This is a genomic window from Veillonella sp. S13053-19, from assembly GCF_002959835.1.
Taxonomy (GTDB): Bacteria; Bacillota; Negativicutes; order Veillonellales; family Veillonellaceae; genus Veillonella; species Veillonella rogosae.
In genome coordinates this window covers 51,228-78,139 of sequence record NZ_PPDA01000004.1, presented here as the reverse complement: position 1 = coordinate 78,139, position 26,912 = coordinate 51,228, and the positions used below count along the sequence as shown (strand labels likewise).

Sequence of the window (26,912 nt, the reverse complement as noted above, 5' to 3'; positions counted from 1 at the left end):
TTATATAGTCTTACGGAATAATTTGATGTTTTTCAAATAACAAACGTAATTCTTGTGTATTACGTTGTGTAGCACCACGGTTTTCTTGAATGATCTCAAGACAATGTCGGCCCATTTCTTCCGCTAGTGCTTTATCCTTACATAGGCGTAAAACCATAGTTGTTAAGGCCTTGCCATTTTTCACTTGTTCACAAGCTCCACGAGAATTTAACAGTGCGAAGATTTCTTTAAAGTTAAACATATGTGGGCCAACTAAAATTGGCTTACCATGTGCAGCAGGTTCCAAAATATTATGGCCCCCAGTCTTCACAAGAGAACCACCTACAAAGATGATATCCCCTAGGCTATAAAGACGACCGAGCTCACCGATGGTATCCAAGATAACAACAGGAATCCCTTCATGCACAGGTTCTTTCATATCACTACGGCAAATTGCACTCAATTCATAACGTTTAGCAAGATTTTGTATATCATGGCCGCGATAGATTTCACGAGGTGCAATTAATAATCGAGCTTGTGGATATTCTTTTAAAACCTGTATGAAAGTTTCAAAAATAGTCTCTTCTTCGCCCTTATGTGTACTGCCTGCGATGATGATTGGATGATTATTACCAAAGCCAAATTCATCAAGAAGTGCTTGTTTTTCTTCTTCTGATACAGTGGCATAAGTTTGATCATATTTCATATTGCCTGTTACTGTAATATCTGGTGTATGAGCACCTAAACATTCAATATGAGCCGCATCAAATTTAGATTGCATGCAGAAACGCTCGATGGAACGCAACATTTCGCGGGTGAAAGCGCTAATATACTTGTAGCGTTTCATACTGCGGTCAGAAATACGACCGTTAACCATCATAACCGGAATATTTTCCGATTGAGCAATACGCAAGAAGTTAGGCCAGATCTCAGTTTCTACAAGCAAAATAGTAATTGGCTTAATAATATGCAAAATTTTACGAGTTAAATATGGCAAATCTAAAGGGAAGAAAATAATCCCTTCTGCCTCAGGAATGATACGATGTGCCATAGCATGACCTGTTGCAGTAACAACAGACACAACTACGACAGCTTCAGGAAATTCCTTTTTAACCTCTTTTACCAATGGACTAGTAGCCACAATTTCCCCTACAGAAGCAGCGTGAATCCAAATGGCACGACGGCCTTCAATTTTCTTTAATAGTGAGGCTGGCATATAGCCTGCACTCTGTTTAATACGCTCATAGAAACCTTCTTCAAAGGCAAGTCGGTATAAAATAACCGGTATCAAGCCAATCCAATAGATTATGAGCAATACATTATATATCCAGTACATGGTTATCCTTTGTGGGAGAATTGAACGGAATAGAGATGGTTGTACAATCCGCCGTCAACAGCTAATAGCTCTTGGTGAGTCCCCTGCTCTACCAAGCGACCTTGATTAAGTACAACAATTTGATGAGCATTTTGAACAGTGCTCAATCGATGGGCAATAACAAATGCTGTACGCCCTTTCATGAGGCGATCGAGTGCCTCTTGTACAAGTTTTTCACTCTCTGTATCTAATGCAGATGTAGCTTCATCTAAAATTAGAATACGAGGATCTTTTAAAATAGCCCGTGCAATAGCAACGCGTTGACGCTGACCACCGGATAAGGAGCTGCCTCGTTCGCCTACGATAGTATCGAGGCCTTCAGGCATCTTTTCAACGAATTCAAGCACATTAGCAGCCTTAGCCGCTTCATATACCTCTTCATCAGTAGCGTCCAAACGACCATACAAGATATTCTCTTTAATAGTAGCGTTGAACAATACAGTTTCTTGTGGTACAAGGCCGATTTGCTCGCGCAAGGACTTAAAAGTAACATCCTTAATATCGTAACCATCAATAGTAATTGAGCCACCTGTAACATCATAGAAACGAGGTAATAAGTTTGCCAAAGTAGTCTTGCCTGCACCAGAAGGACCTACAAGGGCTACACTTTCACCAGCCTTAACAGACAAGGTGAAGTTTTCTAGTGCCATCTTTTCTCCATCATAGGAGAAGGACACATCTTTGAACTCAACATCACCTTTAATATGAGGCAATGTAATGGCATCAGCTTTTTCTACTACATCCGTCTTAGTATCTAAAATTTCAAAAACACGGTCCGCAGCAGCCAAGGCCTTTTGAATATTACCATATACTTGGCTCAATCGTTTTACAGGATTAGACAAGTTAATAGCATAAATCAAGAATGCAATTAAAGAACCAGCCGTAATTGTGCCAGTTACTACGGAATAACCACCGTACCAAAGAATAACTGCTACAGCAATAGCTGCAGAGAACTCAACCATTGGGCTTAGTAAGCTAGTCAATTTAGTAGCCTTAATAACAGCTCTAAAGTTACGATCGTTTTCATCTTCGAAACGCTGGCGCTCAAAATCTTCACGAGCGAAGGATTTCACAACTCGAATTGCACTAATAACCTCTTGTAAAAGTGCTGTAATATCAGCTACACGACCTTGTACGTCATGACCTGCTACGCGAAGCTTTTTACCAAACACATTAATAATCACCAATACCACTGGTACTGTAATAAAGGTAACGAGGGTCAATTTCCAGTCGATAAGAAGCATAGACACCAAGGAACCAATAAGTGTTACGGATTCAGTAATAAAGGAAATCAAATTATCTACAACAGCGGTTTGCAAGGCAGCAACGTCATTCGTAAGATTACTCATAATAACGCCTGTCTTGCGTCGATCAAAGTAAGATAAACTTAATTTTTGTAAATGATTAAAGATGGACTCTCGTACATCGATAATTACCCGTTGTCCAATATAAGACATATTGTAAGTTTGACCATAAGTAGCGAAACCACGAATTAAGAAAATTAGAATGATTGCCCCTACAATAAGGTTCAACATAAACATATTCTTTTCGTCTAATACTTGGTCAACTACGTTCTTAATTAGCCAAGGCACTACCAGGTAGGCAGCAGCAGCGACAATCATGCAGAACACTGCAAAAATCATGCGCTTATAATAAGGCTTTACAAAATATAAGAGCCTAGAATAACTATTCATTACATTTCTCCTTACCGAGATCATATACAAGATGTGCTACTCGTTTTACAGCACCAGGCTCGCCTAATTTATGATGTACCTCACGTAATTCGCTACGCATAGCTTCATTCTTTTCTACATCACTAATGAGTGGTTCTACTAAGGATACAATCGCCTCTGGTGTAACAGCATCTTGCAATAATTCAGGAATTACTTCTTTACCAGCCACAATATTAGGTAATCCTACATGTGTTACATTGACCACCATCTTACCAATACCATACGTTATGGGAGATACGCGATACAATAATACAGTTGGCAATTCCATCATAGCCGTTTCCAACGTAGCAGTTCCTGATGCGGCAAGGCACACATCACAAATTTGCATCAAATCATATGTATGGTCTTCTGTAATCGTAACAGGCACCTTATGAGCATCTATGAAAGTTTCTAACTCACTGCGATCGATGGTGTGTGCACGAGGCAAAAAGAATTGAATGTCTTTATGGTTTGCCATCAATTGCTCACCACTTTTTAACATCGTGTCAAGTAAAGATAAAACCTCTTGCTTGCGACTACCAGGCATGAGCAATACCTTTTTAGCGTCTTTACGAGCCCCAAAGTATTCTTCAGCCTCCTCTTTAGTCATCGTAGGATGTACGATATCTAATAAGGGATGGCCCACGAACTCTACATCGCATTTATATTTGCGATATGCTTCAGCTTCAAAGGGAAATATAGATGCAACCTTTGTTACATACTTGCGAATCGTATTACCACGACTACTGTGCCAGGCCCAAATTGTGGGAGCAATATAATAAAGAACGGGAATCCCCAATTCATGTGCTACAGCAGCAAGTTTCATATTAAACCCAGGATAATCTACACAAACGAGAATATCCGGTTTCTCCTTCATCATGACGCGTTTTAAGTACGTCCGTAATTTAAAGAATTTTGGTAATGATTTTACAATTTCAACAATACCAATGACGCCAAGGTTTTTAATGTCATATACAATGCGAACACCAGCGCGTTCCATCAAGGTGCCGCCCATACCAAACATGTCTACAGAAGGATCAATTTCTCTCAATGCATTGGCAACACTTGCCGCATGAGTATCGCCGGATGCTTCACCGGCAGAAAACATGACTTTCATTATGCATCCTTTCTGGAATTTACAAATTCTTGGTCTACAGCACAAATAACAATACCGTGACGATTGGCCATATCAAGAACATCTTGTTGTTGTACAAAAATAGTCTTTTCCGCTTCAACAGCGAGCACTTTACAGCCGCTATCAATCATAGACATCAATGTCTTTATACCCACTGCAGGCACATCAAAGCGCACATCTTGATTGGGCTTTTCTGTTTTTACTACAACAGCCTCACCACGGCCAAGCTCACCACCGCGCAAAATACACTTATCAGTACCCTCAATGGCTTCAATGGCCATCGCCGCTTTGTGTTTAACAACAACAGTTTGCCCAATATCAAGGCCGCCCATTTGTTTCGCTAATTCAAAGCCAAAGCATATATCAGCCCATTGTTCTTCTGTTGGCTGTGCTTTTGTAAATACACCGACCTTAGGCATAAATGGTTTTAAGTATACTGTCTGATCTAATACTTTAAAGCCTTCTCTTTCAATTTCATCAACGATGGCAAGCATGATTGTATCATCCTTGCGATTTTTTAACCGTTTAAGAACACCTAGTGTTTTCAAATCGGGGAAGCTAAGCCCCTTAAAGAGTATTTCCTTAGTTACTTTGCCTAACATAGTTAACTCAACAACACCTTCATTTTTTAAGGTCTTGAAGATTTTACCTAGTTTAGCAACACTAATATCATAGAAAGCATCGGCCTCAGCTTTCAAAGCTGGGTCAATATCAGGTACCACACCGATAACAACCACTTCGTGGCCTAAAACATGAGCGGCGCGCATGAATTCTACAGGCAAAGCACCAATGCCCGCAATTAATCCTACCTTTGCCAAGACTTTACCTCCTAGATGGCTCTATGGCCTATATATCAATTAGTAATCTCAAATTTATAATGATTTGACTAGAAAAAGACATAATCATATACAATATATTGTACTATAAATAGCCACTTTTTACCATTAAAACACCACGGTTTATGCCCTTTTCTTCATCATTTTATCAGATATTTTTAGCCCACAAAAAAGACCTCGTACATAATACGAGGTCCTTAAATTTAGTCGCGACGTGTACGCATAATACCACGATCGGCATTGCGCAAGAAGCGTAATAAGTTTTCAATTTCTACGGAAGAATCAAGTTGCATTTCCATTTCTTCAATAGCTTTGGACAAACTAAATCCAGAGCGATAAATAATACGGAAAGCTTGTTTCAAATCTCGGCGTACTTCTTCAGAAATACCTGCACGAGATAAACCAACAGAGTTAAGACCGATAACACGTGCAGGTTGACCATCAGCGATAACATAAGGTGGAATATCTTGTACTACCTTAGCCATCCCGCCAACCATTGCATTGCGACCGATTTTAACAAATTGATGAATGCCAGCAAGACCACCAATTACCACACGATCTTCAACGATAGCGTGACCAGCAAGACCTGCACAGTTACTCATAATGACATTATTGCCAACGATACAGTTATGAGCCACATGTGTACATGCTTGAAGCAAGCAGTTATTGCCTACTCGTGTCTCTTCACCTTCTCCAGTAGCGCGGCTAATAGTTACAAATTCACGAATAACCGTTTCATCACCAATATTACAATAGCTTTTTTCGCCTTTAAATTTTAAATCTTGAGGTTCCAACCCAATAGATGCGTTCGGATAAATTTCACAACGCTTGCCAATGGTTGTCCAACCACCAATTACAACATTTGCACCAATTTTTGTGCCGTCGCCAATTTCGACATTCTCGCCGATTACAGCTCCGGGGCCTACGATTACATCTTTGCCCAATTTAGCATTTGGATGGACTATGGCTGTACTATGGATGTTGGATTCTGCATTTTCCATGCCTACAACTATCACTACAATCACTCCTCATTCTATTATACAAGGGCAAACATGTATTCACCACTAGCGCACAATTTATCGCCTACATAGGCACGGCCTTCAACCTTGCCCATCTTACCTTTAATTTTTACGATTTCAACTTCCATGCGCACTTGGTCACCAGGTTTTACTGGATGACGGAAACGTACTTTATCAATACCTGTAAACATCGGAGTAAGACCACGGTTTTCTTCTGGGTACAATAAAGCAATACCGCCAACTTGAGCAATTGCTTCTGTAAGCAATACACCTGGCATTACTGGGTTACCTGGGAAGTGACCTTGGAAGAACAATTCATTGAATGTAGCATTCTTAATGCCCACAGCACGTTTCATAGGTTCTAACTCAACAATTCGATCTACCAAAAGCATTGGGTAACGATGAGGTAAAATTTCTAAAATATCTTCGTGATTAAGAATCATGGCTGTGTCTCCCTTATTTCTTCCATTATACTGCGAGCCAATCTAGAATTTAATTCATGACTCGATTTCAAAGCAATTACATGACCTTCTATTGGTCCTAATAAGAATAAGTCACCTATAACGTCTAGCGCCTTATGACGAACTAATTCATCATCAAAGCGTGGTACAGATAAACATTTCTCATCATCATAAACTAATGCATTATCTAGGCTGCCACCTTTAGCAAGGCCCATAGCCTGTAATTGTTCTAACTCTTTAATAAATCCGATAGTCCTAGCAGATCCAATATGCTCTTTAAAATATTCAGGGGATACTTCAAAGTCACATTGTTGTGTGCCAAGCAACGGATGACTGTTGATGGATGTGAATGTCATACGATAGCCATCATACGGCAAAATCAAAACAAAACGGTCTCCATCATAAATAGCATGGGATCGAGTCACTTTATATGTATGACGCGGTGCTGCTTGTTCTATAATGCCCGCCTCTTCAATAAGATTGATAAAAACAGCACTACTGCCATCACCTACCGCAGGCTCTGGAGAATCCATTTCTATATAACAATTATCAATATTCATAGCACTGAACGCTGCCATCAAATGCTCTACAGTGAATACCTTTGCCTCACCATTTTCCAATGTGGTAGCGCGCATAGTGTTCGTCACATTATCAATGTGTGCTCGCACAGAAGGCTGACCTTCAATGTCCGTGCGGACAAACACAATTCCTGTATCTTCAGGTGCAGGTCTGAAAACCATATGTACTGGTTCACCGCTATGAAGGCCAATCCCTTGATATGAAACAGCCTTTTCTATTGTTTGTTGGGGCTTACTCATAAGAATGTCCTTTCATAATCTGAATTCACGTTTACTATACACCAATATGTATTATACCCTATTTGCATAGGTGTTACAAGAAATTTACCACATATTACGCTATTTTGAAAGTCTATTCTTATTCTTTAAAATTATAATAGCTTATTTTTAAATACTGCGTAATAATTCCCAAAATAAAAAGAGATTTCATCTATGTAGTAGGAATCAGTTCTATCTAGAATATTTCTACTTTTACATAAATAAAATCTCTTTATAATTATTTATTATTGGTATACATCTGGTGGCGTTTCTATTTGTTCGCCATAGAAACGACGAGTCCACTTCCAACGGTTGTGTAGCCAGAACCAATCTTCAGGATAACGTCTAATATAGTCTTCTATAAACTCATTAAGTAGAGTTGTGGTAACAGCTATATCGCGTTTTTTATCATCTGTACGTTCTACATAAATCGGTGGATGAGCTTCAAGCTCATGTTTTCCAGAGTATGGACTATAATGTATTGTCACAAAGATAATAGGTACATCTTGCATACGAGCCAACACAGCAGGACCAGCAGCTGTTAATGTTTCATAACCAAAGAATGGCACAAGAACACCATCATCACCTGGATCTTGATCCATGATAAGCCCTAAAAAAGCGCCCTTTTTAAGTTCATTAATCATTTCACGTACACCAGTTTTATACGTTACATGTTGGTTCATAATACGACGATATTCATTGATAAACTTGTCTGCATCACCATTTTGTTTCATGGCTACAGAAATCAATGGATAGCCTTCAGATGCGAGTACACCGCCCAGCAATTCCCAGTTACCACTATGAACAGCCGCTAATATAGCTCCTCGTCCGTTTTCCAAAGCATCATCTAAGTACTCACGATTAATAAACTCTACCATATCTTTGTATTTGCCATCCTTAATTTCAGGATATCGCAATACATCAATAATCATACGGCCAAAGCGAGTTGTACTAGCTTTAGCAATACGACGAGCTTCTTTAGGATCATCTGTAATATTACAGAATAGAATTTGGCCTATTGCTAGACGCTTGCGTTTTGGCGGTACCGCTAGCCACGCAATTTCACCAAGCAATGTGCCAATAGCATATTGCAAACCTTTAGGTAATAAGCAAATAAAGGCACTAAAGATTTTCATAAACCTATACATGGATTATTAGCTCTCCTTAAGCTGCGCTTTCAAAGCATCAATTTCTTTTTGTAATTGTTTTACAGTTTTCACCATATCTGGCAAACGATTTTCATAGGCCGCCAATTTTAACCACTCTTTATGCGGTCTCATTGGATAACCAGCCATGATGGAATTAGATGGTACATTACCAGTGATACCGGTTTTACCAGCAAATTGTACATTATCACCAATTGTAATATGACCGGTACAACCTGTTTGACCTGCAAAGATTACATGATTACCACATTTTGTACTACCTGCAATACCAACTTGAGCAATCAAGAAGCAATCTTCACCGATTTCAACATTATGTCCAAGGTGAACAAGATTGTCAATTTTTGTACCACGACGAACTAATGTAGATCCCATTGTAGCATTATCAATAGTAGTACAGGAGCCAATTTCTACATCATCCTCAAGAATAACATTGCCTACTTGAGGAATGTGAGTATGAACACCATTTTCCGTAGCAAAACCAAAACCTTCGCCACCAATAACTGCTTTAGCGCGCAATACAACGCGTTTACCTAAAATACAGTTTTCATGAACAATAGCACCTGCATAAATATCGGAATCTTCACCGATACGCACATTATGACCAATATATACATAAGGGCGAATCGTCACATTATCACCGATAACAGCATTATCATTAATAACACAATAGGCACCAATGGCTACATTGTTACCAAGAGTTACATTATCGCCAATAATTGCCGTACTATGTACTTCACGTGGCACTACAACAAATGGATGGAAGAGCTCTAACACTTGTGCAAATGCTGCTTTTGCATTATCAACTACGATTTGTGCCATCGGTACATCTTTAACTTCAGATTCAACGATAACAGCACCCGCTTGGCATAATGCGATATGTTCAACATATTCACCAATAGCAAAAGTGATGGATTGTTTAACAGCTTGTTCAAAGCCACGTGTCTCCGTAATGACAATAGACTCATCGCCTACAACGCGACCGCCTACCAATGTTGCGAGTTCCTGTAAAGTTTTTTCCAAGGTAAACTCCTCCCCCTGTGATAATCCTTAATTATTGTGCGCTTTCAGTAGTAGCTGCTGCAGCTTGACCTGCTTGTTGAGCGTTTTGTTGAGCTTCTTGTTGCTCTTCAGCTTTCGCAGCTTCTTCAGCTTCTTTAATTTGAGCTTCAGATGCTTTACCCATTTTGGTGATCAAGTCTTCAGTCACATCAGCGCCACCGCCTACAACAGCACCTTTTTCAATAATAACATCAAGTTTTTTCTCTTTTACAAGCTCATTAATTTTTTGCTCTTGGTATTGACGGTATTCTTGTGCTTTTGCATTTGTAAAAGCAGTTAACTCTTGAGATGCTTGGTTATATACGTTTTGTTTGGAAGCATCATCAGCAGCTTCAATTTTCTTGTTCAACTCAGCTTTTTTAGCGTTAATTTCTTTAGTAATCTCGATACCTTTTTCAGTGCTGTTAGCTACTTTCATTGTATCAACATAACCGATATTATTGGACCCACAGCCACCTAGAATCGCCATAGAAGCCACTAAAGTTGCACTCAATACTAAAGATTTAATACGTTTATTCATTATATAACTCCTTATTGAACTCGATAAGATGCCTTTACTGCATCTGTAATATCAAGCCCTTTAATATTACCACCGTCATCAATGATGACTAAATCTAAATGTTGTTCTTTTGCAATTACAGCTACGCGCATGCGTACATCTTCCAAAATAGCTTCATGAATAGCGCTTACTTCTGCCTCTTTATCAGAAAGCTTTTTCGCCCACGTATCATTCCACTCTTGCGCTACAGGAAGATTGTTATTAGCAATGATAGCTTGTGCTTGTTGTTGCACCATAGAATCTCGTTTTTCTGCTAACTCCTTCTGTAGAGATGCTGCATATTGGTTGAGTTCCTCTTGTCCTTTTTGTTGCATTGGGGCAAGCTCAGCCTGTACCTTTGCTTTTATAGAATCCACATCGAGATTCGATGGTTTTCGTTTAGCTAATAATTCTTTTAATCGTTCTTCTTTCTTGGATTTTTCATCCATAGCGGCTGCCTTTTGTGCATCGTCAATATATACACGAGCATCATAGGCATATAAGTCTAATTGAAGATTTACGATTTCTAGATCATATTCATTAGTACTTACTTTCAACTCAGCTAAATATTTTTGAGTCAATTCGTTACGCTTAGCATTTAATTGCTGATTTAGTTCATTTTCTTTTGTTGCAATACGAGTTTGCAATTCCACCGTAAGAGCATCTGACAAGGTTGAATCCAGTGCAAGTGTTTTCAACTGTTCATCTTGTGTCTCCGACTTGGCATTTAAGGCTTGTTGTTCAAGTTCATATTGACGTTGTAAAAGATCTAGCTCATTTTTAGCTTGCTTATAATCCTCATAGGATGGATTAAACTCTAATACATCATCAATACGCACAACACCTATGGACACCCCATTTGGACCCTGTTGGCGATTTGTTACAAACCCATAGGCCCAAACCATAGCACTTATTGCAGCAACGAGAAATATGACTAATCCTATATATCGTTTTTTCCCGTCCATTGTCGTTCTCCCTTACATAGAACTACAGCTTATTTTTTTGCATCGCCAGCTAATTTTTTCAACACTTGATCTGTAATATCTACGCCACCGTATAATACAGTATCTTTAGACATAACAACGCTTAAACCTTTACCATCACCAACAGCTTTTGCTGCTTCCATAGCTTTATCTTGAATAGATTTAGCAATTTCTTGGTCTTTTTTAGCCAAGTTTTGACGCATTTCTTCTACTAACTTTTGTTTCGTCGCATCATCTTGTGCTGCATCAATTTTAGCTTGAGTTTCTTGTTGTAATTTACTTTGATAACTCATGAACTCTTGTGCGGCAGACACAAATAATGGATTATCTTGAGACATCATACGAGATGTATCGATAACACCAATTGTACTAGCCCCACCATTACCACTAGGCGTAGCCATTTGAGTGTATGCTAATGCACCAATACCGATAATAAATACGGTAGCAATGACGATGGAAAAAATCTTCACATTCGCCTTATTATTCATCATTCGCATCATAATAGAGTGCCCTCATTTCTATAAATTTTTCTGTAAATTATTGCATCAAAGGATGCCATATAGAGATATTGGTGAAAGCCTCTCCGAAAAGAGGCTTCCACCATATACTTTTACTATATTAGAATTGTGTACCGAAGCTGAAGTGGAATTTATTTTTGTGTTTACCCACGCCATAGTCAAGTTTAACAGGACCGATAGGTGTTGTAACACGAACACCAGCACCAACGCCATAGTTAAAGGTTTTCTTGCTGTTGTACCATGTAACATTTGGAGCATCCCATGCGTCGCCGATATCAGTGAACAATACGCCACTAACCTTTTTAACGATTGGGAAGCGGAATTCCAATGTAGCATTATACATATACTTACCACGGAATTGATCATCTTCATAACCACGTAAAGAGTCAGCACCACCCAATGTGAATAATTGGCTATAAGGTGCATCACCTTGGATAAAACCACCACGTGCGCGGAATGCCAATACATTCTTAGCACCTAGTTTTTTATACATACGTGCTTCAGCTGTGAATTTGTAGAAGTCGAAATCACCGCCTAAGCCATGACCAGCCCATTGTGCTGTATAGGAAATACGACGACCACGTGTTGGATCATAGATATTGTCACGGGAATCGTATACTTTTTGCCATGTAATGGAGTTAATGCGACCAAAGTTGTTGCCAACATAGTTCTCTGCAGCGAAGTTATGAGAACCATTATCCCAGTTTTGACCTTTACCAGCATTTCGGTCATAACGGTAGCCAGAGCTATCATCACTATCCCATTTATAGGAATCTTTACGGGATTCTAATGTCAAGTAATCACGTGTATATTCCCCAGTTTGACGACCGAAGGAAATATTGAAACCACGAGATTTCTTATTGTATTCTGCTACTTCATTGCCATCTTCGTTGTAGTCTGTGTATTCATCTTCACGGTTGAAGAAGGAGAAGCCAAGGGATGTACCTTTGCTATCGATCCAAGGTTTTAAGTAAGAAATTTGGTAGTTTTTATATTTTTTCTTACCACCAATTTCCCAGTGAACTTTGAATTTATCACCAGTACCGCGGAAGTTTTCTTCACCAAACTCAATGATACCCATCAAACCATCAGATTTAGAGTAGCCAGCACCTAATGTAATGGTACCAGTTTTATGTTCCAATACGTCGATTTCAATGATTACATTGTTAGGATCTTGTTCGCCAGGCAACATACGAACGTTTACATCGTCAAAGAAGCCTAAGTTGTATACGCGCTCTACAGAACGACGTACCAAGAATTTGTTGAAAGGTTTACCTTTCTTTTGAACAAATTCACGAGTGATAACTTTATCGCGAGTTTTCTTGTTACCAGCAGGAATGATATCCTCTACAATGCCTTCTACGATATGTACATGAAGCACGCCTTGGTCATCTACACGGATACCATCAACGTGAGCTAACATGTAACCATCACGAGCGTATGCAGCGTTGATACCTTGAATTTTTTGACCAACGTATACAGAGTTAAGAACTTGACCAGGTTGGATATCCATGAACTTAGTTAATACTTCGGATGTGTAAACAGTATTACCTTCGAAGGATACGCCTGTAGTAATTGGATTTACTGTTACAGCAAAGTCCAATTTAACGCCTTCAGGTACTGTTGTGAACACAGGGTTAACTTCGGAGAAATAACCTGTATTGCCAAGATTAGTTACGTCTCTGAATACGCCATCAACGGATACAGCATCGCCCACTCGTTCAGTCAAAATAGGCAATAAATCTGCTTGTTGCTGAGCCGTAACACCAGAGATAGATAAACCAGTAATCAACTTACCTACATATGGATTCACAGTTTCTGCACTAGCAGAGGAAACATATTGAGCCTCTACTGTTGTAACAGCTTGAGTTTGGCCATTTTCAGCAGCCTTATCAAGGTCAGTACCACCAGTAGTTTTAGATACCATTTTTACTTGTTTGTCATCAGTTTTTAAAGCTGCATTATTGACTGTAACAGTGCCGTCAGAACCTTTTACTACAGTACCATCGCTAGATACAGTTGTATCACCACGAGCAGCTAAAATCGCCGCATCAGTTTCATCTTGCGTAGTTGTAGTAGTTGCATCAGCATTGTAAACAGCTTGAGTAGTAGCTGCATCATTAGCAGTAGCAGCACTAGTTGTTGTTGTGCTATTTAAATCTGGAGTATAGCCAGCTTGTACCTCAGCAGCAAATACACTGCCTGTCCCCATGACAGCCGTCAACACGGACGCTGCAAGCATACTTTTATAGGCTTTTGGTTTAAACATAAATTCCTCCTAGAACTCATCCCCATAAAGAGTTTACATCTTGTTTTATAAAGACTAATAAATCTTTATTATTATAGCATAAATTACGTGGAATGAGTACTACTATAAACAAATTTTATGAAATTAATATGACTAGAATGTGCATACCTATAGGGTTTACACATTCTAGCCACACACTTAGAAGCTTCGTGTCCAACGACCACCGATATAATTGTTTCCTTGCGATGTGCGCCATGCAGTAAACTTGAGGTTTCGTTTAACAGAATACTCTATACCATATTTTTTTTGCTTGTTATTTATACCTTGAGAATAGGTCAACATAACTTTCGGTAATACATACTTACCAATTTCAATATTATAGTTACCCGCGGTTTCCTTATTCGTCGGCTCATCAGGATCAATGGAACCTGTAGTAATATTAATACGATCCAAGCCTAATGTATTTTGTAATGCATCTTGTACATAACCAAAGGCAAACATTTGTAACCCTGCTGTAGCAACAGCATTTACATCATCATTTGTTAAAGTACTACTATTTGAATCTGTTCCTCGACCAAAGGTTAACATAGAGATAATTTGCTTTTGAGACAAATTAGGGTTTGATGACAATGTTAAGTCCATATGATCAACAGTCCCTTTTACACTGAGCATGATATTATAATTGCTTACATTAGTTTCAGCCTCTAATTGTAAGTTAGGCAAATAAGAACCACCTACAAAATGAGCTTTCCCTTTTGTAATATTAAATACATGGCTCAAGTATTTAAACGTACCATTTCTTACATCGAATTGACCACTAGCTGTTGGATTTTGCAATGTACCACCAAAGTGAACATCACCGCTGATAAACATGTTATACAATGTACGATCATACAAGCGTACACCTTTACCTGCATGAACAGTGACATCGACACCCATATTTCTAGTACTTTCACTAGACTCCATGGAAAGAGGGATTTTGAATTGAACCTTTTCAAGATTCAAATTACCTATCAATGTAGGCAAACCATCTCTATCCGCGATATAAAGCTCACCATTTAATGGTCCTCGTACATATTCACTACGCACCTCTAAGCCATCAAGCTGAACCGCAGCTTTGTAATTAGTAAGGCTATGACCAGACCAATTTACTTTAGCAGCTAAACCTGCAGAACCTTTACCCATATTAATACGAGATTGGAAATCACCTTGTTGACCAGAGAAAATCAAATCTCCATCAATACCTGTGATTTCATTTTCCACACTAGTTAGCTTCATCGTACCATTTCGAACTGAAACGGTACCATATGCTTCAGGTTGATCGATAGTACCAGTAAGTCTAATAACACCTTTTAACGGACCAGTCGCATTTTTAACACTCGTCGTTACAAGAGGAATAACCGCCATATCAGCTTCATTAAAGTCAATTGTTACATCCATGGACTTACTGTCATTTGCTGGAATATAGCCAGACGTATAAATAGCTGCTAACGGAACCTTACCGTAAATGCTTAGCTTGTAACCACTTTTAGCACCTTGAATTCGTTGAATTTGGATGACATGATCTTGCATGGTAGCTAATACAAAGCCTTCGTCAATGCCAATACCATTAAACGAACCTGACTCTACAGAACTAGATAACTCAACCTTAGGATTTTTAGTTTCGCCTGTAACATTTATAACACCAGTTATCCAACCTGTAGCTTGAATATCCTTACCTACTAACGGCAAGAACGGTACAATATCAACATCCTTTAATGCAACCTGTAAATCTGCTTGTCCATCAAGATCTAATGTCCCACCCATCGCAATGAGCCCTTCATCAACAGGCAATTTTAAGGTTGTAATTTTGAACTTACGATTCGCAAGACTAGCATTGAGAGTTGCGTCACCTACAACCTTGTCATCAATACTTACATCGTTAATCTTACCTACTACATTAACACTCGGATTATCCTTTGTGCCTCCAATTTCTACAGAGCCATTTAACTTGCCATCAAGATGTTCATTGGCGCGATCTAGTAAGGTTAATAAATTCTTTACGCTACCATTAGTAACATCTAATACGCCAAATAATTGTTTACTATCGTCAAGCTTCATGCCGCCTTTAGCAACATATCGGCCTCCATCTTTTTCAGCAAAAGTAAAGTCTTGTACATTTACTACTGTTTTATCTGCATACACATGACCATGAATATCATTTAATAATTCCCCATTAATCGATAGTGCATCAGATAATATGTATCCATTAAATTGAGGGTTATCCATAGAACCCGTGATAATCCCGCGCCCCGATACTAAACCGTCAACTTTGTAGTCTGTATTGATGAGCAATCTGCCCATATCAATGTTCTTACCTTCAAAATCAACATTAATGGCGTCTTTAGAGATTGTACCTCCGCCAGTGATGGTTGCACCATAACCTTCGATATCAAAGCGGTACAGTTCTAAAATATCATTTTTATAGTTGTATTTTGCAAAGGCATTAGTTACAAGCTTGCCATACGCAGAACCATCCCATAAATGAGCACGACCTTCTATAATAGGATTCGCCGCAGTACCTGTTATATGGTTATCTGTTTCAAACCAGCCTGTAATTGGAATATCTGTAACTGTACGGATTAGATTTTCAATACGTACTGCACGAGCTCGAGCATTTAAGTCTAATGCATCAGTATTAATGTTATACCAGCCTGTTACATCATAGCCGCCACTAGCATCTCCAACATGTCCATTTGTGATGGTGAGAACATGATTATCCAACTGAATATCCCCATGGATATTATCAAATCGAGCCCCTTTATAGTGAACCTCTTGCCCCCATACAGTGCCGGTCACATTTGGATTATCCAAAACACCTTTTATTGTAATAGACGTATTCAACGTACCATCTACATCTTGTCCGATAATAGGGCTTAATGACGTCAATGGTAAGGCATTACCAGAAATAGTAGCATCTACATTACCATTTTGGATATAGCCATATCCGCTAAATGCACCATCCCCCATATTGCCTACTAGGGTTAGATTAGTTCGATTATCACTATGGGTAAAATTAGCTTTCGCCGCATCAACTACTACACCACGAATGCCGATTTGACGCCCTTCAACTGCGCCCACTACATCCGTAACTTGATTATTTTTACCTAAGATACGAACCTCACCATCTACATTCCCTGTAACAGGGGTAGACATATCTTTTGTAAAAGTATCCAAAGGTAAATTCTGGGCCTTTACTGTAGCATCAAAGTCGCCTGTATCAACTACATATTGACCATTAACCTTTGCATTACCTTCGCCAATTGACAAGCGAGTATTTTCAAGGCGAACTAATCCATCATCATAGATAATATCACCTTGTACACGATCAACATAATACTCTTTATAAGAAATACCATCACTGCTAATCGTAGCATCTACACGAGGAGCTACCGTTGTACCACCGATATGTGCACGGCCACCTACAACACCAGTTATGCCTACATCGGTAAGCGCTTCTAAAGCAACCTTATCGGCCACAACATTGAGGTTTAGATACTCTTCCTCTTTACCTAACGTAACAAGACCATTAACCTTGGCTACTTGATCATTAACACGCCAAGAGCTGCGACTAATAACGATTTGGTCATGATTTAGCATAATGCGGCCTGTACCATCGGTAATATTATATATAGTATTACCACGCTTATAAGTGCCTGTTAAGCCCTTAAAACCGACATTACCACTCATAATGTAATTGCCATCTTCACTTTTAACATTGAGATGTAAATCTTGTAATTTCCCACCCGTTACAGATAAATCTTGACGAAGTGGTACAAAACTCATGAAACCTGCCGTATCAATTTCATCTGCTTGTACAAAAAGATCGAAATTAGATACATGGTCCATATCAATGGTGCCATTTAATACAACAGAAGAGCCATCAACATCAGCAGTAAATGCCCCTTTAGACATACCACCCATATTAAGTGCCATAGTCCCATCGAGACTTTCTACATTTCTCTTTAGTCCATCTTTGGTTCGTACAGCTACGCGACCATCATGAATTGTAATAGAACCATCAAAGCTACCCGACTTATTAGGGTCAGATGGTTTTACTAACTTTTCTACACTCCACGATCCATCAGCTAGCTGCCAGATATGAAGATCCGGCGCCTCTACAATCACACTTGAAATAGCCGTTGCCCCTGATGTATTACTTGTAATAATACTAGGCAAAGCAGATAGCTTAACCCCTACTTCTACCTCTCGTGCAGTTCCTACTAAATGATCATCTCTATCTTTAATAGTAACGTCCGTTAGAACTACATCACCATTCCAGTTAATACGTAGAGAATCATAGTTTACAGATCCGTTTATGGCATTATTTACTTGTTCTTTAACCATTGGTGCTACATACGTTTGAGCGATAGGATTGATACTGGCACCAATACTAGATAAACCTAAAATCGCTGCACCTATAAGGCACCACTTTTTACGGGTCATAATGATACTCCCATACACATTATGAATAATATAAATATATATACTAATCTTACCACAGACACAGTAATAACTATAGTGTTTTAGGGGTAAATTTTATAAAACTAATATAATTTCACACTAATCAATTTCTGCTATAAGTACACTGCTAATACAATTGCTCTAATGTAAGTACATTAAGTTATACGACTATATATATGGGAAATTAATTGCTTTTTTACGATAACACACTTAATCTAAACCAATATGAAATATACATATAAAATACGAAAGTAAATACTGAAGTAGCAAAAAAGACGACCGAAGTCGTCTTTTTAGGTTACATATTATATTATTGATTGCTACCAAGTTTTGCTAATTGTTCAAGGGCACCACTATTTGTAATAACCTCAGCACCTTGGCCAATTGGAGTATTCAATGGAACACCTGTTAATTGCTCAAGTGCTGCAATGCTAATATTGTAGTTATAAAGAGCTTGTACATAATTGTTACGAGCTGTTGTCAATTTAGTTTCTGCATCAAGAACGTCAAGGTTAGTACCAACGCCTGCACGATAACGAAGTGTAGCGATACGGAAGCTTTCTTGACCTTGAGTTACTGCAGTTTGTGTACTTTGAATCGTTTGTTCTGCAGAACGCAAATTCAAATATGCTTTTTGTACTGCTAATAAAACAGCATCTACAGTTGCTAAGTTAGCTTCTTTAGCTTGTTCAAGTTGTGCATTTGCTTTTTTAATCGCATTTTGTGTAGCACCGCCATCCCATAAACTCCAAGATGCACTAGCACCAACGCTCCAGGATTTTGTGCTTGTCCCAAAGTAACCATCTGGATCAATATAACCACGACCAGCTTTTACCGCTACAGTCGGTAAGTAGCCAGCTTTAGCAGATCTTACAGCTTCTTCAGCAGATTTCACATCAAGGGCAGATTTTACAAGAGCAGAACGATGAAGCATAGCATACGCTTTAGCTTGCTCTAATGTTACATTGTATGGCTTGTATTGCAAGTCATGTTCTGCCGTGGTAATAGATGTTTGTACAGGATATGCAATGACTTGATTCAAGCTTGCTTCTGCCAAATTTGCAGTGTTTTGCGCTTTCACAAGAGATGTTTCAGATTCAGCAAGATTTGTTTTAGCTGCCAATACATCAGAGCTTGCTACTAAGCCTACATTATATTGTGCTTCTACATTTGTTACATGGCCTTGATAGTCTTTAACAGCTTGTTGCGCTACATCAACAAGATTACGGTTCATAATCAATGTATAGTAGCCGCTAATAGCGTCGTATTTTGCTTGCTGAAGTGCTTCTTCATAACTAGCACCAGTACCTTCACGAGTATAACGAGCAGAATCAATGCTTGCATCAAGTTGAGGATGGAATACAGGCGCACTAATAGAGAAATTATGGCTACCGGACTTACCACTACCAGTATCGCCTCCGGTTCTCTGTGCATTCCAAGCATAACTTACACTTGGATTTTTCCCAGCAGCTACTTGACTCACAGCAGATTTTGCGGCCTCATAACCCCACTTAGTTTGTTTTGCAGTACGGTTATTCGCCAATGCTAAATCAATAGTACGAGTCTCATTAAGAGCAAGTGCATGCTCATAAGTCTTGCTATCTTGAACTGCTTTATTAGCCAATTGTTTTTGTGTTAACTGAATAGCCTCTTTCTGATATTTAGTAAGTTGATCACCATTATTAATAGATGTAGTTACGCTATCGGCAGCCATTACACCAGTAGTAGCTAAGGAGAGCATTACGCCTAAGGATAATACCTTTTTATTCATAATATGTACCTCCATACTCATAAAGAGTAAATGTATTAGTCATTAGAATACTTGTTTAATACCGAAATAGGTACCTCCATTCGTAGAGCTGAATGGTCTGGTCATTTGAATAACGCCATAGGTATCTTTATGTAAACGTATATCACTACGAATACGATATTTACGATGATTAAGATCATACATAGCAGCAGACAAGGATACAGGGCCACGTAAATTATAATCTACGCCCACGCCCAATTCACTTTCAAAAATACCACCACGCACTAACCATTTAGAACTGATAAATTTACCTGCATTTAAATCAAATTTTGTATCATCCCCAATATTGGATAAGCCAATTTCAGCCATTCCTTTATCGTTAAATGCACGAAGTCGACCATTGATGCGGAATTCATTATCTGTTGTGTTATACAACATATCTACAGATGGTTCAACCTTAGGGGAGGACTTTTTTTCAGTTGTACCAACCTCTACAACATTTCCATTTACATCAGTTCGGTATGCTTTACCACCCATCAATTTATTGATACGAGCAGAGATTTGCGCCGTATTATGTAACGTCTCCTGAATATTTGCTTGCGCTTTAGGATCTGTTACAGTAGATTCCATGGAACGAGCCATATTATCTACACGATCCGTAGTTTGTTTTAAATTAGTTAAAATAGCACGCATATCATTGCCTGCATTACCATCAGCGTTAAATTGCTGAGCAGCTTGATTTAACTGGGCAGTTACGTTCGCCATATTTTCAGTAATGGCTACTGCATTATCAGCCATCACCGCTGTAGATTGCAAGGAATGCTTGAGCGCATTTTGAGTTGCAGGATCACCAATGATACTATTGATAGACTGTAACATTTTTTCGGTGCCATCCATTAATTTCTGAGCACTTTGCATGGCTTTTTCCATAGCATCAACGCCTTCCCCCTTAACAGAGTCACCATCTTGTAAATATACTTTAGAATGGCCCGGTGAAATTTGAATAAATTTATCACCCAAGAAACCATCAGAGCCTAATGTGAAAGTAGAATCACTTGGAATCTGCGTTTTTTCATCAAGTTTCATCTTAACTACAACGCCACGCGGTGTAATTTCAATATCAGAAACTGACCCGATGGCTACGCCAGAAAACTTAACTTGATTGCCATTTTTCAAACCATTTACTTGAGCAAAATCACCAGTAATTGTCATTTGTGGTTTAGCCCATATATCAATGCGTCCTACAAACAGTATGCCTGCAATAAATAAAGCTATACCTATTATTGTGAAAGCCCCTACCTTGGCCTCCGTCGTCCACTTCATTATATATCTCCCATCGCAGATACGTTAATCGGTTCTGCTTCGCCATTAATAAACTGTTGTACCTTTTTATTTGTAGAATTCTTAAAGTCTATTGTATCAGAAATCTCTACAAAACACCCCTTATCAAGTAAAGCTATGCGATCGGCTACATAAAATGCAGATTGCATATCATGTGTTACTACGATAGAGGTACAACCAAGCCGATTTTGCATCCCTTTTATCAGCATACTAATTGTACCTGATGTAATTGGATCTAAACCAGACGATGGCTCATCATAAAGAATTAAACTCGGATCTAGTGCAATAGCACGAGCCAAGCTAACACGCTTCTTCATACCACCAGATAATTCATTTGGCATATAGGATTCATATCCTTTAAGACCAACCCAGTCGAGTCGCTCTGCCACAATGCGTTTAATCTCATCTTCCCCTAACTTCGTATGTTGCCGTAGACCAAAGGCTACGTTTTCCCCCACCGACATAGAGTCAAAAAGAGCAGAGTATTGGAACACCATGCCCATTTTTCTTCGTACTGTATTAAATTCATCTTCAGATAATGTTGTAATATCTTTGCCATCTACGATAATCTGCCCCGATGTAGGACGTTGTAAGCCAATCAGCAAGCGAAGTAATGTACTTTTACCACTACCACTACCACCTAATATAACTAATGTTTCCCCATCATTAATAGTGAGATTAACGGAGTCTAAAATCACACGCGACTCATAGGCAACTACAACATTGCGTAGTTCTATCATAAATCCCTCTAAAACTTCTACTAATATAACAAAGTAGATAAAAAGTAATTTAATACAAATACTAAAATGATACTAGTTACTACAGAACTAGTTGTGGAGAAGCCTACTGCTTCTGCGCCCATTTTAGTTTCCATTCCCTTATATGCACCTACCAACGCAATGACCGCGCCGAATACACTAGATTTAATTAAACCTAATGTAAAATCAGAAATAGTAGAGAACATTTGAATGGAATCTAAATATGTACTTGGAGCCAACCCTTTAATAGCAGTAGCTACAAAGTAACCACCGGCAATACCAATTACCACACCGTAAAAGGCCAAGATTGGAACCATTACCATACAAGCCACAACACGAGGAACTACGAGGTAACCTACTGGATCAACAGCCATAACTCGAAGAGCATCAATTTGCTCTGTTACCTTCATAGTACCAATTTCTGCAGTAATGGCAGCACCTACGCGGCCAGCTAGCACGACACCTACTAAAATAGGACCTAATTCACGTCCCATAGCTACCGCCATAAGACCACCAACTGTGCTTTGTGCGCCATACGTAATTAATACATCTGTGATCTGCAAAGTCATAACCGCGCCTGCGAAGAGTAACGTCAAACTTATAATCGGCAATGAGTCCACCCCTAGGTGAGCCATCTGCTGAAATACATGCCACAGATTAATCATTTTTAGTTGTTTTATAGTGTGCCACACTAATAACGTAGCACTACCCATCTGCGATAGGCCGTTTATTACGGTTCTACCTATCGATTCAAGCCAATTCAACAGATTCACCCATTCCCCTTACAGTCTTAACTTATTCAGCTGAATTAGTACCATCAACCTTAGACTCACCTTTTTTATCAGCCTCTTTGGACTCCTTTTTAGCGGAATCTTTTACATCCTTTTTATCGGATTTTTTAGCTTCTTTTTTATCAGCTTTGTCTTTCTTTGCTTGGTCTTCCAACTCTAATTTATGTTCCATCTTGATCTGATTTTTAACTTCTTTCACGCGTTTAGCTAATTCTTTATCACGATCAGCTGGCTTCATAACATGAATCGTAAATTGACCATCGCCTTGTACGATGTACTCAGTATCAACTGCAGTCTTTTCAATTTTTTTATCATCATCTTTGCCAGATCTCAAGTCTTCTTGACCTGTTTTCTTTTGTACATCCCCTGGCATAGGTTTTGATTCAACATCTTTGATTTTAGCTTTTTTAACAGACTTAGAACCATCTTCATCAACTAGACTAATGCCATCTTCCAAAAATTCTACGACGATTTGATTGTTTGTATCTGTTTTTTGAATTTCATCGTAAAGCTCATTAAAGTCTTTATGAATTTTTAAACGACGCAAAATTTCATCTGTTAAATTATATTTTTGTTTTTCTAAAACATATGGCAATGGAATTTCCCCACCACCACGTACTTCTAAGGTATATTTGCCAATTGCTTGATCTTCAGGAACCTTAAAGAAGATTTGTTTAACAACCTTTTCGCCGCGGAACGGTTCTAAAGTAACATCTACAACAATTGTATCCCCAGGAGAAACAACAGTAGATGATGCAGACGCATCAATGAGCTTCGCTGTTTTCTTATCTTGAGTTACTTCCGTCTCAACTGTAATGTCCGCAATTTCATAATTTATGAATCGATTATTCATTAGAACATCAATGACATTATAGAACTCATCAACGGCTTTCTCAGAAATAGAATCAGCGCTATAGAACATATTTGTCCGCGTTAACGGCTTGTGTTCTTTTCCTTTAGGCGTAATAGTATAGGAAATTGTCGCTGTACCAGAGCCACTACGATCCAATGTTTTATTCAACATATTATACAAAGATGTAGCTGCTAAGGTTGGCGTCATTTCACTATCTTCTACGACCTTAACAGAGCTAGTTTTATCACGGCCCATATCGCGATCTTTAAGATGGAATCGCAATGGAATACCATGAGCAATTACGCCAGATACACCAGCGATGCCTGCCCCTCTATCCTCCGTAACAGAACCTACCTCTTGGCCCATAGAGCCAAGTTTAAATGCTGCATTATAACTTTTAACTACTGTAAAAATACTTGCATTATGCATGAAGTAGTTTGAAGATCCATGCTTCAAGAACGGATGTCCAAAGGCTACGATTTTTTCACCATCTACATAAGTAACAGTACCGATAGCCCCTAATTTAAGGTCTCCATCAACTAATAATGCTGCTACGGATCCACCAGCCTCTAGTGGTTTTGCAATTTCATCACCACTAGCACTAGCAGTATCATAAGTTTCATATTTATATTGAGGCAGCTTGGATTTAAAATAATCCATGGATGCCGCGTCAAAGCCATAAGCCATCAGTGGCGTTCCAAGAGGAATCAACTGCGTGTCATCCCAAGGTTTAGATAAATTCTTCTCATATGGAATATTCCATAGTTTTACCATATCCTCGATAGGAGTAATCATCCCGATTGTGCCGTCTGCAAACCCCCAGCCATAGGCAACAGCGCCAACGAGCTTGCCATTTATATATACAGGGCTACCACTCATACCATGAGCAATACCACCGGTTTGTTCCATAATAGGACCGGAGAATTTTGCCAAAATAAGATGACCAGATGGTCCCTTATCCTTCATGACACCAAGCACCTTTACATCAAAGGTGGAGATAGTATCCCCTACGATTACAGTTTTTGCAATACCTTCCATACCTGTAGTTACATCATTGACAGGCATGAAATCGACAGCCTGTGCAGCTGTAAGTGAAGTACAGAAGAAAAGCGCCAGTATCGCTTTTCTATACCGACGCCAAGAATGAGAAAACTTCATTCCTTCTCTCCTTTATTTACTTTCTACGGTGACAACGATTTGATCACGAGAAACGTCTGAACCCACTGTAACATTAACCGCCGATACAGTACCAGTTACAGTAGATTTAGCAGCAGCCATAGGGCCAGCTAATGTTTCGACAGTCACCAATGTTTGACCTTCTGTTACAGAAGTGCCAACAGAAACTGTAGAGGCAACTTTACCTGTTAATACACTTTGGTATGATATAGGGGCCGCCATTACAGAGCTAACACTTAAAAGGCCTAGCGCAGCTAAAGCCAACACTACTCTTTTCATAACGATCCCTCCTTTTACAAAATTAGTTATGTACGTATAGTATACTAAATTATTAGCAATTTTTCAAACAAAATTGTATGCAGCGAATTCATTTTATGATTACTATATCCTCATAGCTTGTAGGTGAAGAAGTTGACTTATGTGCATACTCATCTTTCACAACTAAGTCAACACTACCTTGGTTAGACAACTCAGCACCGTCGACTACGCCAAGCTTAGAAAGTAGATTTGCCCCTTCTTTTTGAGTAACTCCCACAGATTGAAGGCCTACTTTATCAACAGCTAATACTACCAAATTATGGTCCTTTGTAGTGCCTATAAAGCTACGCGCTTTATTATTAGATGAATCTGCCCCTACATAGCGACCATTTTTCATCACCATCGTCCCTGCTTGTAGACTAGCACCACCTGTTGTGCTCACTTGAGCAAGCTCCGGTCTATTTTGTATTGAAATAGGTGTACCTACCTTTAACTTACGTAAAGCCTCGCGAGCCTCACCGTGACCTGATAATACATATTGGTTTTCCCCTAACTTAGAGTTACCATTTTGTCCGTTAATAACCTTCCCATTGGCTACAGTCACTTCATAGCCATAGTCATTGGTCTTCGTAGAAGGACCATAAGCGTTCGTATACAATGTTAAAGCATTCTCTTTGCGCGGTGCATTTACAGCAGTAATCATAAAGCTTTCTTTTTGTGTTTTAGCTTGTAATAAGGGCTTTTTCTCTTCTATGAAATAACCGCGATTCGGAGTATACCGCAAAGTGCCACGATTAGAAATACGCTCTAAATCGATAGTGCCATCACTAGCTACAGAATAAGGACGTTCAAAACTACCACCTTTTACCTTGGCTCCAACCAAAGCAGTATGGGCCTGACTGACAGCCGACAAGGTTTTGCCTTCCGGAACATGAGCTACTACCATAGGCGAATCATTATCTACAGTTAAAGCATAGGCTTGAATTTTACCTTCAGGCACTGTGTTATTAATCTTACTGTATGCCACAGATTTATTTACATCTTTTGTAGTCTGTTGGGCATAGCTAGAAAATAGATCTACAACGATACGTGCCGGCTTTTCCAAGGTGAACTCATGATGTTGTACATCTTTATTTGCCGTTAACGTTACTTGTAAACTTCCATTTACTGGCTGTAAACCAATACCTTTTAGAACACCTGTCTTTGTATCATTCTGACTAATAGGCCCTGTCAGACCATTTGTAGTCCCCCCTAAGTTAAGGGTCAAAGCATGGGTTGCTTCATTATAGGATCGATTCCAGGACACAGGCATTTCAGATACATCCAAAACTATGCGACTAGTACCTTCATGATTAGATACGCGTACCCCTGTTAAATTACCTGCTTCAGCATAAGGAACAGTGCTGCCTAAGAAACCTAAAACAGCAAAAGTCATGTATAGATATCGTTTCATATATAATTCCTCTACAACGATAAACCATATCAATGGTCATATATTTTATATCAATTTTATACAATATACTTTTACTATAGTATACATCATAAAGATAAAAATTTCAAAAATATAAACAAAAAACGAAGTTACTAGCTATAGAAAAATCATTAAATCATAATCAA

21 protein-coding genes are annotated in these 26,912 nt (G+C 38.9%); all 21 read right to left on the bottom strand.

The genetic code is table 11. From position 1 onward, the window contains the following. Nucleotides 1–10: 10 nt before the first annotated feature. The 21 genes from VEHSUH06_RS01515 to VEHSUH06_RS01415 all read right to left on the bottom strand — a co-directional run bounded on the left by VEHSUH06_RS01515 (nt 11) and on the right by VEHSUH06_RS01415 (nt 26,748). Nucleotides 11–1,315: a 3-deoxy-D-manno-octulosonic acid transferase gene (locus VEHSUH06_RS01515; protein WP_105097505.1), complete on the bottom strand. Its 1,305-nt coding sequence runs from the start codon at nt 1,313–1,315 to the stop codon at nt 11–13. A gap of 2 nt (nt 1,316–1,317) precedes the next feature. Further along, nucleotides 1,318–3,048 (bottom strand): lipid A export permease/ATP-binding protein MsbA, encoded by a 1,731-nt coding sequence (gene msbA, locus VEHSUH06_RS01510; RefSeq protein WP_105097504.1) that lies wholly within the window; start codon nt 3,046–3,048, stop codon nt 1,318–1,320. Further along, entirely contained in the window at nt 3,041–4,183 is a 1,143-nt protein-coding gene (gene lpxB / locus VEHSUH06_RS01505; RefSeq protein WP_105097503.1) for a lipid-A-disaccharide synthase, read from the bottom strand. Before lpxB ends, msbA begins: the two co-directional genes overlap by 8 nt. Continuing rightward, a complete protein-coding gene (locus VEHSUH06_RS01500; RefSeq protein ID WP_105081426.1) occupies nt 4,183–5,019 on the bottom strand; it encodes an LpxI family protein in 837 nt (278 codons plus the stop codon). Before VEHSUH06_RS01500 ends, lpxB begins: the two co-directional genes overlap by 1 nt. Before the next feature lie 221 nt (nt 5,020–5,240). Continuing rightward, a complete protein-coding gene (lpxA, locus tag VEHSUH06_RS01495; protein ID WP_105097502.1) occupies nt 5,241–6,053 on the bottom strand; it encodes an acyl-ACP--UDP-N-acetylglucosamine O-acyltransferase in 813 nt (270 codons plus the stop codon). Between the two features lie 20 nt (nt 6,054–6,073). Then, nucleotides 6,074–6,499, bottom strand: coding sequence for a 3-hydroxyacyl-ACP dehydratase FabZ (gene fabZ, locus VEHSUH06_RS01490; RefSeq protein ID WP_009352668.1), 426 nt, complete (start codon nt 6,497–6,499; stop codon nt 6,074–6,076). Further along, the gene (lpxC, locus tag VEHSUH06_RS01485; protein ID WP_105097501.1) at nt 6,496–7,335 is read right to left on the bottom strand and encodes a UDP-3-O-acyl-N-acetylglucosamine deacetylase; all 840 of its coding nucleotides are present in this window, start codon (nt 7,333–7,335) and stop codon (nt 6,496–6,498) included. The genes fabZ and lpxC overlap by 4 nt, the downstream gene beginning before the upstream one ends. Nucleotides 7,336–7,598: 263 nt before the next feature. Beyond that, nucleotides 7,599–8,501 carry a lysophospholipid acyltransferase family protein gene (locus VEHSUH06_RS01480; protein ID WP_105097500.1) on the bottom strand — a complete coding sequence of 301 codons (903 nt, stop codon included), beginning with the start codon at nt 8,499–8,501 and terminating at the stop codon, nt 7,599–7,601. 6 nt (nt 8,502–8,507) lie between these two features. Then, nucleotides 8,508–9,539, bottom strand: coding sequence for a UDP-3-O-(3-hydroxymyristoyl)glucosamine N-acyltransferase (gene lpxD, locus VEHSUH06_RS01475; protein WP_105097499.1), 1,032 nt, complete (start codon nt 9,537–9,539; stop codon nt 8,508–8,510). A gap of 31 nt (nt 9,540–9,570) precedes the next feature. After that, complete coding sequence (locus VEHSUH06_RS01470; RefSeq protein ID WP_105097498.1) at nt 9,571–10,098, bottom strand: OmpH family outer membrane protein; 528 nt, start codon at nt 10,096–10,098, stop codon at nt 9,571–9,573. Nucleotides 10,099–10,109: 11 nt separating this feature from the next. After that, nucleotides 10,110–11,081, bottom strand: coding sequence for a hypothetical protein (locus tag VEHSUH06_RS01465; RefSeq protein WP_105097497.1), 972 nt, complete (start codon nt 11,079–11,081; stop codon nt 10,110–10,112). Nucleotides 11,082–11,110: 29 nt separating this feature from the next. Continuing rightward, nucleotides 11,111–11,599, bottom strand: coding sequence for an OmpH family outer membrane protein (locus VEHSUH06_RS01460; RefSeq protein WP_009352698.1), 489 nt, complete (start codon nt 11,597–11,599; stop codon nt 11,111–11,113). A gap of 118 nt (nt 11,600–11,717) precedes the next feature. Continuing rightward, nucleotides 11,718–13,886: an outer membrane protein assembly factor gene (locus VEHSUH06_RS01455; protein WP_105097496.1), complete on the bottom strand. Its 2,169-nt coding sequence runs from the start codon at nt 13,884–13,886 to the stop codon at nt 11,718–11,720. A gap of 177 nt (nt 13,887–14,063) precedes the next feature. Further along, nucleotides 14,064–18,350: a translocation/assembly module TamB domain-containing protein gene (locus VEHSUH06_RS01450; protein WP_105097495.1), complete on the bottom strand. Its 4,287-nt coding sequence runs from the start codon at nt 18,348–18,350 to the stop codon at nt 14,064–14,066. A 328-nt stretch (nt 18,351–18,678) separates the two neighbouring features. Further along, complete coding sequence (locus VEHSUH06_RS01445; protein ID WP_105097494.1) at nt 18,679–20,139, bottom strand: TolC family protein; 1,461 nt, start codon at nt 20,137–20,139, stop codon at nt 18,679–18,681. A gap of 42 nt (nt 20,140–20,181) precedes the next feature. Then, complete coding sequence (locus tag VEHSUH06_RS01440; RefSeq protein ID WP_105081420.1) at nt 20,182–21,441, bottom strand: MlaD family protein; 1,260 nt, start codon at nt 21,439–21,441, stop codon at nt 20,182–20,184. Continuing rightward, nucleotides 21,441–22,199, bottom strand: coding sequence for an ABC transporter ATP-binding protein (locus VEHSUH06_RS01435; protein WP_105097493.1), 759 nt, complete (start codon nt 22,197–22,199; stop codon nt 21,441–21,443). Before VEHSUH06_RS01435 ends, VEHSUH06_RS01440 begins: the two co-directional genes overlap by 1 nt. Before the next feature lie 20 nt (nt 22,200–22,219). Then, nucleotides 22,220–22,981 (bottom strand): ABC transporter permease, encoded by a 762-nt coding sequence (locus VEHSUH06_RS01430; RefSeq protein WP_071587059.1) that lies wholly within the window; start codon nt 22,979–22,981, stop codon nt 22,220–22,222. A gap of 31 nt (nt 22,982–23,012) precedes the next feature. Further along, nucleotides 23,013–25,019 carry a SpoIVB peptidase S55 domain-containing protein gene (locus VEHSUH06_RS01425; protein ID WP_105097492.1) on the bottom strand — a complete coding sequence of 669 codons (2,007 nt, stop codon included), beginning with the start codon at nt 25,017–25,019 and terminating at the stop codon, nt 23,013–23,015. A gap of 12 nt (nt 25,020–25,031) precedes the next feature. Next, on the bottom strand, nt 25,032–25,316 hold the full coding sequence (locus tag VEHSUH06_RS01420; RefSeq protein ID WP_105097491.1) for a biotin/lipoyl-containing protein: 285 nt from the start codon (nt 25,314–25,316) through the stop codon (nt 25,032–25,034). Between the two features lie 88 nt (nt 25,317–25,404). Next, nucleotides 25,405–26,748: a phosphodiester glycosidase family protein gene (locus VEHSUH06_RS01415; protein ID WP_105097490.1), complete on the bottom strand. Its 1,344-nt coding sequence runs from the start codon at nt 26,746–26,748 to the stop codon at nt 25,405–25,407. Nucleotides 26,749–26,912 lie beyond the last annotated feature (164 nt).